11 protein-coding genes are annotated in these 11,952 nt (G+C 64.6%); 7 read left to right on the top strand and 4 right to left on the bottom strand.

Annotation, left to right across the window (positions count from 1 at the left end; translation table 11 throughout):
• Positions 1-174: 174 nt before the first annotated feature.
• From guaB to SPBM01_RS09695, 4 genes are all read left to right on the top strand, one after another.
• The gene (gene guaB / locus SPBM01_RS09710; protein WP_188065299.1) at positions 175-1,632 is read left to right on the top strand and encodes an IMP dehydrogenase; all 1,458 of its coding nucleotides are present in this window, start codon (positions 175-177) and stop codon (positions 1,630-1,632) included.
• Positions 1,633-1,656: 24 nt separating this feature from the next.
• Positions 1,657-2,832, top strand: a complete 1,176-nt coding sequence (locus SPBM01_RS09705; RefSeq protein ID WP_188065298.1) for an RsmB/NOP family class I SAM-dependent RNA methyltransferase — start codon at positions 1,657-1,659, stop codon at positions 2,830-2,832.
• Positions 2,833-2,921: 89 nt separating this feature from the next.
• Positions 2,922-3,440, top strand: a complete 519-nt coding sequence (locus tag SPBM01_RS09700; protein ID WP_188065297.1) for a tetratricopeptide repeat protein — start codon at positions 2,922-2,924, stop codon at positions 3,438-3,440.
• 15 nt (positions 3,441-3,455) lie between these two features.
• Positions 3,456-3,737 carry a hypothetical protein gene (locus tag SPBM01_RS09695; protein WP_188065296.1) on the top strand — a complete coding sequence of 94 codons (282 nt, stop codon included), beginning with the start codon at positions 3,456-3,458 and terminating at the stop codon, positions 3,735-3,737.
• Positions 3,738-3,750: 13 nt separating this feature from the next.
• Here the strand turns inward: SPBM01_RS09695 and rsmA are convergent, their stop codons facing one another.
• From rsmA to SPBM01_RS09675, 4 genes are all read right to left on the bottom strand, one after another.
• A complete protein-coding gene (gene rsmA / locus SPBM01_RS09690; protein WP_188065295.1) occupies positions 3,751-4,584 on the bottom strand; it encodes a 16S rRNA (adenine(1518)-N(6)/adenine(1519)-N(6))-dimethyltransferase RsmA in 834 nt (277 codons plus the stop codon).
• Entirely contained in the window at positions 4,577-5,617 is a 1,041-nt protein-coding gene (pdxA, locus tag SPBM01_RS09685) for a 4-hydroxythreonine-4-phosphate dehydrogenase PdxA (protein WP_188065294.1), read from the bottom strand. Before pdxA ends, rsmA begins: the two co-directional genes overlap by 8 nt.
• Positions 5,595-6,980 (bottom strand): peptidylprolyl isomerase, encoded by a 1,386-nt coding sequence (locus tag SPBM01_RS09680; protein ID WP_188065293.1) that lies wholly within the window; start codon positions 6,978-6,980, stop codon positions 5,595-5,597. Before SPBM01_RS09680 ends, pdxA begins: the two co-directional genes overlap by 23 nt.
• Positions 6,981-7,065: 85 nt before the next feature.
• On the bottom strand, positions 7,066-9,360 hold the full coding sequence (locus SPBM01_RS09675; RefSeq protein ID WP_188065292.1) for an LPS-assembly protein LptD: 2,295 nt from the start codon (positions 9,358-9,360) through the stop codon (positions 7,066-7,068).
• A gap of 155 nt (positions 9,361-9,515) precedes the next feature.
• Between SPBM01_RS09675 and SPBM01_RS09670 the strand changes: the two genes are divergently transcribed.
• The 3 genes from SPBM01_RS09670 (at position 9,516) to ndk (ending at position 11,901) form a co-directional block, all read left to right on the top strand.
• Entirely contained in the window at positions 9,516-10,961 is a 1,446-nt protein-coding gene (locus SPBM01_RS09670; RefSeq protein ID WP_188065291.1) for a leucyl aminopeptidase, read from the top strand.
• Positions 10,961-11,398 (top strand): DNA polymerase III subunit chi, encoded by a 438-nt coding sequence (locus SPBM01_RS09665; RefSeq protein WP_188065290.1) that lies wholly within the window; start codon positions 10,961-10,963, stop codon positions 11,396-11,398. The genes SPBM01_RS09670 and SPBM01_RS09665 overlap by 1 nt, the downstream gene beginning before the upstream one ends.
• Before the next feature lie 80 nt (positions 11,399-11,478).
• Positions 11,479-11,901: a nucleoside-diphosphate kinase gene (gene ndk, locus SPBM01_RS09660; protein ID WP_037475709.1), complete on the top strand. Its 423-nt coding sequence runs from the start codon at positions 11,479-11,481 to the stop codon at positions 11,899-11,901.
• Positions 11,902-11,952: the final 51 nt, after the last annotated feature.

Below are 11,952 nucleotides of genomic sequence, written 5' to 3'. Positions count from 1 at the left end.
AACCGGCGAAATGAAAAAGGGCGCGGCGCAGGTCGCGCCCTTTTTCGTGCCATACCGCCACCCCACAATAAATCCCGCCGGGGGTCTGGCCGTCCGGGCATGAAGTGGTTACATGGGCCGCCACAAATCCCTTGGGACGCGCCTTTCGTCCCGCAGCAGAAAGTGGCTCGTTCCATGGAAATCCGCCTCGGCCTCACCTTTGACGACGTGCTGTTGCAGCCCGGCGCATCCGATGTGCTGCCCAGCCAGGCGGACACCGGCACCTTTGTCACCAAGGCGATCAAGCTGAACATTCCGATCCTGTCGTCGGCAATGGACACGGTGACGGAGGCTGACATGGCGATCGTCATGGCGCAGCTTGGCGGCATGGGCGTCCTGCACCGCAACCTGTCGGTCGAGGAGCAGGCCGACGCCGTGCGCGCGGTCAAGCGGTTCGAAAGCGGCATGGTCGTCAACCCGATCACCATCCTGCCCACCGCGACGCTGGCCGATGCGCAGATGCTGATGAAGCGTCACAAGATCAGCGGCATCCCGGTGGTCGAATCGAGCGGCAAGCTGGTCGGCATCCTCACGCACCGCGACACCCGCTTTGCCGAAAACCCGGATCAGCCGGTCAGCGAACTGATGACCAAGGATAATCTGGCCACCGTCAAGGTCGGCGTCGGGCAGGAAGAGGCGCAACGGCTGCTCCACCAGCGCCGGATCGAAAAGTTGCTGGTCGTGGATGAAGGCTATCATTGCGTTGGCCTCATCACCGTCAAGGACATCGAAAAGGCAGTCACCTATCCGCAGGCAACCAAGGACGGCACTGGCCGCCTGCGCGTCGCCGCCGCGACCACGGTCGGCGAAAAGGGGCTGGAACGCAGCCGCGCGCTGATCGATGCGGAATGCGACCTGATCGTCATCGACACTGCCCATGGCCACAGCAGCCAGGTGTCCGCCGCCGTCGAAGCGGTGAAGAAACTGTCCAGCCATGTGCAGGTCGTCGCGGGCAATGTCGCCACTGCCGAAGCGACCAAGGCGCTGATCGGCGCGGGCGCGGATTGCGTGAAGGTCGGCATTGGTCCCGGCTCCATCTGCACCACTCGCGTCGTCGCGGGCGTGGGCGTGCCGCAACTGACCGCCGTAATGGATTCGGCCAACGAAGCGGCAAAGCATGGCGTGCCGGTGATCGCCGATGGCGGCCTGCGCACGTCGGGCGATCTGGCTAAGGCGCTGGCCGCTGGCGCAGGCTGCGTCATGGTCGGTTCGCTGCTGGCTGGCACCGCCGAAGCGCCGGGCGAAACCTTCCTCTATCAGGGCCGCGCCTATAAAAGCTATCGCGGCATGGGCAGCGTCGGCGCCATGGCGCGCGGCTCAGCGGACCGCTATTTTCAGGCGGACATCAAGGATCAGATGAAACTGGTGCCGGAAGGCATTGAGGGCCAGGTGCCATTCAAGGGACCGGCCAAGGACGTCATCCACCAGCTGGTCGGCGGCGTGAAGGCCGCGATGGGCTATACCGGCAGCCGCACCATCCCCGACCTGCAGGAACGCGCCCGCTTCGTGCAGATCACCAATGCAGGCCTGTCGGAAAGCCATGTCCACGACGTCACCATCACACGGGAAGCTCCCAATTACCCGACGCGCTGATCCTTCCCGGACCGGGAAGGGGATATGACACCCTCCGCCCGCATCCAGGCCACGATCGACCTGCTCGACGCCATAATCGCGTCCGCGCGCGATGGCGGCCCGGCTGCCGACACGCTGATCGCCCGCTATTTCAAGGACCGGCGCTATGCCGGTTCGCGCGATCGGCGGGCGGTGCGTGATCATGTCTATGACGCCATCCGCCGTGCTGGCGAATGTCCGCAGACCGGGCGCGAAGCGATGATCGGGCTGGCGTTGGATCGCCCCGACATGGCCGCCCTGTTCGACGGATCGACTCATGCGCCGCTGCCGATCGAGCCGGGCGAAGTCGGCGCAGCGGCAGGCACAGTGCCGGGCTGGCTCCAACCCTTGCTCGCTACCCCGGTCGAACAATCGGCGCTGCTGGGCCGCGCACCAGTGGATCTGCGCGTCAATCGGCTCAAGGCCAGCCCGGCGCAGGTCGCGGCCCATTTCCCCGACGCGCAACCCGTTGCCGACCTGCCCGACGCGCTGCGCCTGCCCGAAGGCTCCCCGGTCGAACAGAGCGAAGCGTGGCAGGACGGTCTGGTCGAGGTGCAGGATGCTGGCAGTCAGTGGATCGCCCATGCCTGCGCCGCGCGACCCGGCATGACCGTAGTGGATATGTGCGCAGGCGCGGGTGGCAAGACGCTGGCGCTGGCAGCGGCCATGGATGGCAAAGGCACGCTGTTCGCGGCTGATACCATCCGTTCGCGTCTCGCCCGCCTTGGCCCGCGCGCCGATCGGGCCGGGGCGACCTTCATCGAAACGCTGCTGCTGGACCAGAGCCATGAAGCGCGCGGGCTGGAAAGGCTGAACGGTCAGGTCGATGTCGTGCTGGTCGATGCGCCATGCTCCGGCACCGGCACATGGCGGCGAAACCCCGAAGCACGCTGGCGGCTGACGCCCGCGCGGCTCGACCGGCTGGTCGCGGAACAGGCCCGCATCCTCGATTTCGCGGCTCCCTTGCTGGCACCGGGCGGCGCGCTGGTCTATGCAACCTGTGCGCTCACCGATCGGGAGGGGCGGGGCCAGGTGGACGCTTTCCTGCGCCGTCACGCTGAATGGACCGCCGAACCGATCGCGATGACGCCGGGCCGCGTTCATGGCGCCGGTCGCTTGCTGACACCGGGCCACGATGGCACCGATGGCTTCTTCTTCGCGCGGCTGCGCCGGGGGGCGTGAAACAGGCCATGGACAAGCGCCCGCAAAATCGCGAGACTTGGCCAAAATCTGTGCCTGAAACATCGCCTGAAACATGGCTGGAGACTATCATGCGTTTTACCCCCGCCTCGATCGCGCTTGCCGCCCTGCTGACCACCGTGTCGAGCATGGGCCAGAGCCAGCGCCCCGACAGCCAGATCAGCCCGCAATCGGTCGAATGGCAAAAGGCGGGCGAAGCCGCGCAGCAGGCTGGCAATCTGACCGGCGCGACCGATGCGTTGGAAAGCGCGCTTGCGCTCGACCCGCGCAATCGCGCTGCCTATGTCCATCTCGCTGAAGTCGCCCGCGCGCAGGGGCTGCAAGGCAAGGCGATCCGCCTTTACAAGGAAGCGCTGCTGCTCGACCCGACCGACGTTGCCGCCTTGGCCGGGCAGGGTGAAGCAATGGTGGAAAAGGGCGCAGTCGCGAAGGCCAAAGAGGTGCTGGTGCAGGCGCAAAAGCTGTGCAAGGCCGATTGTGCGCCGGTCGGGAAGCTGTCCGCCGCGATCCAGAAAGGCCCGCCGGTCGTCGCTATGACTACCAAGGATGCCGTTCCAGATCCCAAGGCCAAGCCGACCGAAACCCCCTGACCGCCAAAAGGATAGATGATGACGACGGCATCAACGCGCAGGCCGCTATCCTGGCCCTTGTGGTCCGGCATCGCCGCGATTCTGCTGCTACCGCTCATCGCGATGCAGTTCACCCGCGACGTGGCCTGGACCGGCAGCGATTTTCTCGCTGCGGCGGTGCTGTTGGCTGGCGGTGGCGTCGCTTATGAATGGGCGGTTCGCACCGTGGGCAGGCCCGATCGCCGGATCATGGTCATCATGCTGATTGCAGCGGTCGTTCTGATCATCTGGGCGCAGGGCGCAGTCGGCATTTTCTGAACCGGAACGGGTCTTAACTGCCCAGCACTCGCGCCACAGCGACGAATTCCTCGACGCTGACCGTCTCTGCGCGCCTTTGCGGGTCGATGCCGATGACCTCCAGCGCGTCGAGCGCACCGGGCAGTCCCTTCAGACTTTGGCGCAGCATCTTGCGGCGCTGCCCGAACGCAGCAGCCGTCAGCCGCTCTAGATATTTGATCTGCACGCCTTCGGGCGCGGGCTTGGGCGTCAGGTGGACCACCGCCGACATGACCTTGGGCGGTGGCGTGAAGGCGCTGCGGTGGACCTTCATCGCGATCCGCGCGTCGCTGCGCCATTGGGACAATATCGCCAGCCGACCATAATGATTGCTGCCCACCTGCGCGACGATGCGTTCGGCCACTTCCATCTGGAACATCAGCGTCAGGCTCGACCACCAGGGCAGCGGCGACCAGTCGGCCGACAGCCAGCCAATCAGCAGGGGCGTGCCGACATTATAGGGCAGGTTGGCAATGACATGCGCGCCATCGCCTGCTTCGGCGCGCGCATCGACCGCCATCGCATCGCCCGAAATGGTGCGCAACTGGCCGGGAAAGGCCAGTTCCAGCTCGGCCAGCGCAGGCAGGCAGCGGCGATCCCGCTCCACCGCGACCAGCCGCGCCCCTGCGCGCAAAATCGCCCGCGTCAGCCCGCCGGGACCAGGGCCGACCTCGAACGCCGCTGCATCTTGCAACGGGCCGGGAATGGCGGCGATCCGGTCTAGCAACTGCTCGTCCAGCAGGAAATTCTGCCCCAGCGCTTTGCTTGCCGCCAGCCCGTGGGTGGCGATCACTTCGCGTAAGGGGGGCAGCGCAGGGCGGCTATTCATGCGTTGGCCCATGCGCATGAGCCATCCGGCCACGCGCCGCTGCTTCGGCCATGCGGATCGCGGCGATCATCGCGCCCGGATTGGCGCTGTCGGTTCCGGCGATGCCGAACGCTGTGCCATGGTCCGGGGACGTCCGCACGATCGGCAGGCCCAGCGTGATGTTGACGCCCTCATCGAAATTCAGCGTCTTGATCGGGATCAGCGCCTGATCATGATACATGCACAGCGCCGCGTCATAGGTTTCCCGCGCGCGCGCGTGGAACATGCCGTCGGCGGCCAACGGTCCTACAATGTCCAACCCTTCGTCGCGCAATATGGCGATGGCAGGGCGGATCACGTCGATTTCCTCCCGGCCCAGCGCGCCATTTTCCCCGGCATGGGGGTTCAGCCCCGCGACTGCCAACCGGGGGCGGGCGATGCCGAAATTGCGCTGCAAACCCTTGGCGGTAATGGTCGCTCGCGCGCGGATCAAGTCGATGGTCAGCGCGGTGGGGACGTCCGCCAGCGCTATGTGAATAGTGATCGGCACGACTTTCAATGACGGTCCGGCCAGCATCATCACGGCATTATGCGGGGCCACGCCGCATCGTTCGGCGATGAATTCGGTCTGCCCCGGATGGGTGAAGCCCACGCCGTAAAGCTGTTCCTTGCCTACCGGCGCGGTGACGATAGCACCCGACGATCCCGACCGCGTGAGGCCGACGGCAGTTTCCAACGCCTCGAACGCCGTCCGCGCGCCGTCGATGCTGGGGCTGCCCGGCACGATGTCACCGGCCTGCCCGATGTGCAGGCACGGCAGCGCCTTGCCAAACAGGGCAGGCGCTTCCTCCGGCGAACGGATCGGCGCGATCGGGCCGAGCCAGACCGCGCGCAGCGACGCCATATCACCAACCGCGAAAAAGGGCGGCAGGCTGCGCGCCTCGCGCATCACCCACGCCTTGGCGACGATTTCCGGCCCGATCCCGGCGGGATCGCCCAACGGCACCGCAAAGGGCGCGAGAGGCGCAGGCTCAGTTATATTCGATGACCGCATCACGCCGAAGGTCGCGCAGATAGATGCGCGCGCGCTTGTTGACCCGTTCTTCTTCCAGCTGCGCCTGAATCTGCTGGGCATCGGGCGCATTAGCCGACGTCGGATCGTCACGCCCGCACACCACCAATACGCGCACGCCATCGGTGATGGAACCGAAGGGCGGTGTGGTCTGGCCAACCTGGATATTGAGCAGGATGTCCTGCAACTGCGGCGGCAGGTCGCGCACCTTCACATTGTCGTTGTCGACCACGTCGGCCCCGATCTTCGCGCCGACCTCATTGGCCTGACCGCAACCCTTGATTTCCTTGATCGCGGCGGCAAAAGTCGCGGCTTTGGCGCTGGCCTGCTCCTTGGTCGTGCCTTTGGGGAATATCACTGACAATTGCTTGAGGCTGAGCAGCGAATCGCGCGGATCGGCAGTCAGAACCTTGCGCTTGTCCATGACGTAGAGCAGCGACACGCCCCCTGCGACTTCGATGGGACCGGCGATTTGGCCGACCTGCATATCAGTTGCAGCCTGCGCCAGTTCCGGCGGTAACTGCGCCGGGCGTACCCAGCCCAGGTCGCCGCCGACCGCTGCCGTCGATGCTTCGGAAAATTGCCGGGCATAGGCCGGAAAGCTGCCGCCCTTTTGAATCTGTTCGATGATGTTGCGCGCATTGGCGACGATTTGCGCCCGGTTTTCCGGTGTCGCAGAAAGGTAGATTTCACCGATCCGATATTCGTCTGTACCCTTGGCGGCGTTCAGTCGATCGACCACCGACTTCACTTCATCTTCCGACACATTGACGAAAGGCTGGATGTTGCGCCGTTGCAGGCGGCTCCAAGCCAATTCGCCCTCGATCTGGCGCTTGATGCTGGCCGACGAACTGCCCTGCGTGCGCAGATAGGCCTCGAACTGGGGCGGCGACTGGCGGAAATTGGCAGCCACCCGTTCATAGCTTTGCTGCACTTCGGCCGGATCGACCTTGATGTCGTTGGCGGCGGCTTCCTGAATCTGGAGCGTTTCGTCGATCAGGTTGCGCAGCACCTGCACGCGCAGCCGTTCCTTTTCCTCCGCTTCCACCTTGCCGCCATTGGCGGTGATGATCAGCGCCAGACGCTGGTCCACGTCAGTGCCGGTGATGATCCGGCCATTGACGATCGCCGTCGCCTTGCGAATATTGGGATCGCTCTTGCCAAAAATGGTGACATCCTTGGGCAGGTTAAGCTGCTGGCTGGATACGCCGCCAGTGTCATCGACCGTCTGCGCGGCGACGCCCTGCACGCCCACGCCGATCAGGGCGGAGGACAGGAACAATGTGCGCAGCGCCGAACGGGCGGCCGGGATCATGCGGTGGGACGGGGAAACGACAGGCAGCATCGTCGGCAAATATCTCCAATACGGTCGGCGCGTGATGCGCCGGCCCGCCTTAACCAGCCCTGACGAGGGAAAGGGAGGCTGATCCTTATATGCCAATATTACGGAAAGCTAGCCGTAGCTGGAAACCGTTGCCCTTTCGCGCGTCGCCATTGGCCTGATAGTCGCGCCGCCATGTGATGCCCAACGTCAGGCAGTCATCTTCATAGGCGATGCCGAGCCGATGGCGCACGGGTTCATAACCGTCCGCTACGCTGAGCGGAGATTCATTGGCATCGGTCAGGTCGACCACAGTCGAACCGAACACGGACCAGAATCGCGCGAACTGGATGCGCCCGCCCAGCCGGACTTCCTCCCGATCCTGCAAATCCTCCAGCGCGGTCAGCGCGTTGCGGTTGAGCCGCAGATAGCCGACCATCGCATAGGTGGCCTTGCTGCCGATCGTCGCGTCTATTTCGTTCCGGCGGACCGACAGATGGTCCTTGTCCAGCCGGAACCGATGCGTCAGGCTGACGAAATCCTTGTAACGCACGGTGGTGCGGCCCACGATGTCGGACGTGCGGTCCGACAGGCCGGTGCCATCGGGCAATATGCTGGTGCGGCTGTTGAGGCGATAGCTTTGGCCCACGATGCTCTGGAGCGAGAAGTCGGGCAGGGCCAGGCTATATTCCAGGCCATAGGTGATACGGGTCGAATCCTCGAACCGATCATAGCCTGCGAAGCGGTTGAGCGCGAAAAGATTGCTGTCCTCCATATCGACCGCACGCGCATCTTCATTGGGCAATGACAGGTTGGCGAGTTTGGGCGACGCGACGATCTGGATGCGCGGCGCGATTCGCTGCACCCCGCCAAATGCCTCGCCCATGAACGGCCAGCGCACGTCTACCGCCGCCGCCGCGATGCCGCGCGCCTGCCAGCCGGGCTGGCCCCTGTAACTGACGGTCGATGTCTGCGCATTGTCGCTGCTATGATAGACATCGCCACGCAGATAGCCGGTAAAGGTCACTTCCTGGCCCAGGCCGGTCAGCGTGCGCAAATTCCATTCGGCACCGGCAAAGGCGCGTTGCGTATCCTGCCCATGGGTGCGGGTGATGGCAAGCGTATTGGCCTGCAACTGTAACACGCCGCCCAGCACGGGGTCTTTCACGCGCAGGCGATAGTCGATGACGGGCAGGGCGATTGGCGTCTGCCCCTGCGAATCACCCGCGCGCAATGTCTGCACGGCCCAGCCGCGCAGCGAGAAATAGCTGTCCTCGCCAATGCGCTGGACGCCCAATGTGGAACGCAGCCGATCGTCGCGGCTGATGTCGTACCGGCGCAGGAAGGTGCGGTCGCTGGCCACGCGAATCGATCCGTCGACGCTCCATTCCGGCGTCAGCTGCAATCCGCCGCTGGCGTCCAGATAGCCGCGCAGATCCTTTTGCGAAGCGGCAGGCGTGGTGCCGGTTGCAGCATCGCTGGTCGCCACGCGGCTGCCATAGGTGGCAAAGCCCGTAATCTGGTACGCGCCGCGATCATAGAGATGGCGGAAATTCGCTTCCAGCATCGGCAGGCTGTTGGTGAAAACATGCGGGGTGACCGTGACGTCCCGATTGGGCGCCAGCTTGAAATAATAGGGGACTGCAATTTCGAACCCGTTGGTCCGGTCATAACGCAGATTGGGCATCAACAGTCCGCTGCTGCCGCCTTCGCCCACCGGGTGCGACAGGCCGGGCAGGGGGATGAGCGGCAGCCCGAACAGTTCGATATTGGCGTTGGTGTAGCTGACCCGTTCGCGCACCGGATCGTAAACGACCTTGACCGCGTTGATCTGCCAGGTCGGTTCTTTGGGGCAACCGGCGCTGTCCTCGACCGCGCAGCCAGTATAGGCCGCGCGGTTGAGCGTATAGACGCCATTGACGCGCGTGCCCTGGTTCGCGGCCAGCCGCCCGCCCGATTGCAGCACCAGCAGCATGTTGTCGACCACGCCATCCTTCAGCGTATCGGTCACGTCGAACCGATCGCCATAGGCGATATTGCCTTCAGGATCGGTGACCGACACATTGCCGATCGCTTCGACCTTGCCCGACGTGCGGTTCCACACGATCCGGTCGGCGCGCAGCCGGTTGCCGTCGCGCAACAGTTGCACCGCGCCGCTGGCGGTCACGATTTCGCTGTTGCTGTCATATTGCAGCGCATCGGCGGAAAAGCCGATCTGGTCCGCGCTCTGGGGCATGGGCGCATCGGGCGCGCTGATCGGCGTCTGCGGCTCGTTAAGCTGCTGTGCCAGGACCGGCGATGCAATCGCCAGGCAAGGCAGGGCGCAGCCGATCAGCAGCGCGGGACGAAGGAAACGGGGAAACAGGGGGTTGGGCAAAAGATCGAGCCTGTCGAAGGGGCGCATATATGCTGCCTATCGCACCGCTTGGCCCGCGCCGCAATCGCTGCGCTGCGCTCTTTTCCGTGAAATCGGTCGAACGCCTTTGCCAGACGGGGCAAGGCGCACTATTTGGCAGGTAACGCCAGCCATAGGCACCAGACAGAAGAAAAGGTCCATCAATGGATATCGCAATCAGCCCGACCCGTCCCGACACCGACACGCTGGTCTTTGCCATGGGCAAGGGCGCGGTGGACAGCCTGCCGATCGCGGCGTCCGCAACGCTGGTGGCGGGCGCCAACGCTGCGCGCTTTGGTGGTGAGGCGGGAAGCTGCTTTGAAAGTTTCGCGGACGAAGGCGGGAAGGTCGTGCGCGTCGTTCTGCTTGGCACCGGCACGGGCAGCGACGCCGATATGGAACGGGCAGGCGGTGGCCTGGTGGCGAAACTGCTGACCAGCGGCGCAACACATGCAGCAGTCGAATGTGTCGGCGGCGTCAGCGCACAGGGCACGGCCCGTCTCGCGCTGGGCGCAAAATTGCGCAGCTGGCGGATCGACACTTATCGCACGCGCCAGCCCGAAAAGGCCAAACCCACGCTGGCGCAGGTGACGATCGTGTCGGCGGATGCGGGCGCGGCATGGGAAAAGCTGGCCGCCGTCGCCGACGGCGTGGCGCTGACCCGCGAACTGGTGTCGGAACCGGCCAACATCATCTACCCTGAAACCTTCGTGGAACGCTGCCAGCATCTGGCCGATCTTGGCGTCAAGATCACCGTGCTGGACCGCGCGGCGATGGAAGATCTCGGCATGGGCGCGCTGCTCGGCGTGGCGCAGGGTTCGGTCCGCGAAGCGCGTCTGCTGGCGCTGGAATGGGACGGCACGGATAGCACGTCGCAAAAGCCGCTCGTTCTGGTGGGCAAGGGTGTGACGTTCGACACTGGCGGCATTTCCATCAAGCCCGCCGCTGGCATGGAGGACATGAAGTGGGACATGGGCGGCGCAGGCGCGGTCGCGGGCGCGATCAAGGCGCTGGCGGGGCGTAAGGCCAAGGCCCATGTCGTGGGCATTTGCGGCCTTGTCGAAAACATGCCCGACGGCAATGCGCAGCGTCCCGGCGATATCGTGACATCCATGTCGGGCCAGACCATCGAAGTCATCAACACTGATGCCGAAGGGCGTCTGGTGCTATGCGACGTGCTGACATGGGCGCAGAAAACCTATGCGCCCGATACCATCGTCGATCTGGCGACGCTGACCGGCGCGATCCTCGTTTCGCTGGGCGATCAATATGCCGGGCTGTTCTCCAACGATGACGGCCTGTCGGACGATCTGACCGCAGCGGGCAAGGCCAGCGGCGAACCGCTGTGGCGCTTCCCCCTGTCCGACGCCTATAACAAGCTAATCGACAGCCCGATCGCCGACATGAAGAATATCGGTGGCCGCTATGCCGGGTCGATCACGGCGGCGCAGTTCATCAAGCGCTTCGTCGACGAAGGCGTCAAATGGGCGCATCTCGACATTGCGGGCATGGTCTGGTCCGACAAGCCGGGCGCGACATTCGAAAAGGGCGCGACCGGCTATGGCGTGCGCCTGCTCGATCAGTTCGTCGCGGACAAGTTCGAGGCCTGATGCAGGTCGATTTCTATCAGCTGAGCCGTGATCCGGTCGACCAGGTGCTGCCCGCCATTGCGGCGCGCATCCTGGCGCTGGGCGCGCGCCTGCTGGTGGTGGCGGACGAACCCGACCGGCTGGACCGGATTTCCACCGGCCTGTGGAATGGCCCGCCCGACAGCTTTCTGGCGCATGGTCGCGTGGGGGAGGAAGGAGAGGGGCATCAGCCGATCCTGCTCACCGCTTCCTGCCACGCTGCCAACGGCGCGCGTCATATTGCGCTGGCCGATGGCCTGTGGCGCGAAGAGGCGCTGACCTTCGACCGCGCCTTCTACTTCTTCGACGCTGACACGATCGACGGCGCACGGACCAGTTGGCGTGCATTGTCGAAGCGCGATGGCGTGGAACCGCGCTTCTGGCGGCAGGACTGCCGCAAATGGGTGCAGGGACCATAGCAAACACGCCTCTTGCGGCGCAGCACGGCCCCGTCTAAAGGCGCGGCCAGCATTTCCCACAATCTGGAGTACCGAGGGCCATGGCCGTCACGCGCACTTTTTCGATCATCAAGCCCGACGCGACTCGTCGCAACCTGACCGGCGCCGTCACCAAGATGCTGGAGGAAGCTGGCCTGCGCGTCGTCGCTTCCAAGCGTATCCGCATGAGCCGCGAACAGGCCGAAGGCTTTTATGGCGTCCACAAGGAACGCCCCTTCTTCGCCGATCTCGTCGCCTTCATGATTTCCGGCCCGGTCGTCGTCCAGGTGCTGGAAGGCGAAAACGCCGTGCAGCGCAACCGCGACATCATGGGTGCCACCAACCCCGCCAATGCCGACGCCGGTACGATCCGCAAGGAACTGGCCGAATCGATTGAAGCCAATTCGGTCCATGGTTCGGACAGCGAAGAAAATGCCGCGACCGAAATCGCCTATTTCTTCAAGCCGGAAGAAATCGTCGGCTAAAGCCGCGATCCTCTCGCGCCGAAACAGCCCGGTCCTTGCATAAGGGGCCGG

It is taken from the genome of Sphingobium sp. KCTC 72723 (genome assembly GCF_014280435.1).
GTDB lineage: Bacteria > Pseudomonadota > Alphaproteobacteria > Sphingomonadales > Sphingomonadaceae > Sphingobium.
The sequence above is the reverse complement of the archived record's forward strand: the minus strand, read 5'-3'. Positions and strand labels throughout refer to the sequence as shown.

What these genes read in the sequence shown, in the direction of transcription:
- guaB (WP_188065299.1), top strand. Translation starts at nt 175, where the DNA reads ATGGAAATCCGCCTCGGCCTCACCTTTGACGACGTGCTGTTGCAGCCC.
- SPBM01_RS09705 (WP_188065298.1), top strand. Translation starts at nt 1,657, where the DNA reads ATGACACCCTCCGCCCGCATCCAGGCCACGATCGACCTGCTCGACGCC.
- SPBM01_RS09700 (WP_188065297.1), top strand. Translation starts at nt 2,922, where the DNA reads ATGCGTTTTACCCCCGCCTCGATCGCGCTTGCCGCCCTGCTGACCACC.
- SPBM01_RS09695 (WP_188065296.1), top strand. Translation starts at nt 3,456, where the DNA reads ATGATGACGACGGCATCAACGCGCAGGCCGCTATCCTGGCCCTTGTGG.
- rsmA (WP_188065295.1), bottom strand. Translation starts at nt 4,584, where the DNA reads ATGAATAGCCGCCCTGCGCTGCCCCCCTTACGCGAAGTGATCGCCACC.
- pdxA (WP_188065294.1), bottom strand. Translation starts at nt 5,617, where the DNA reads ATGCGGTCATCGAATATAACTGAGCCTGCGCCTCTCGCGCCCTTTGCG.
- SPBM01_RS09680 (WP_188065293.1), bottom strand. Translation starts at nt 6,980, where the DNA reads ATGCTGCCTGTCGTTTCCCCGTCCCACCGCATGATCCCGGCCGCCCGT.
- SPBM01_RS09675 (WP_188065292.1), bottom strand. Translation starts at nt 9,360, where the DNA reads ATGCGCCCCTTCGACAGGCTCGATCTTTTGCCCAACCCCCTGTTTCCC.
- SPBM01_RS09670 (WP_188065291.1), top strand. Translation starts at nt 9,516, where the DNA reads ATGGATATCGCAATCAGCCCGACCCGTCCCGACACCGACACGCTGGTC.
- SPBM01_RS09665 (WP_188065290.1), top strand. Translation starts at nt 10,961, where the DNA reads ATGCAGGTCGATTTCTATCAGCTGAGCCGTGATCCGGTCGACCAGGTG.
- ndk (WP_037475709.1), top strand. Translation starts at nt 11,479, where the DNA reads ATGGCCGTCACGCGCACTTTTTCGATCATCAAGCCCGACGCGACTCGT.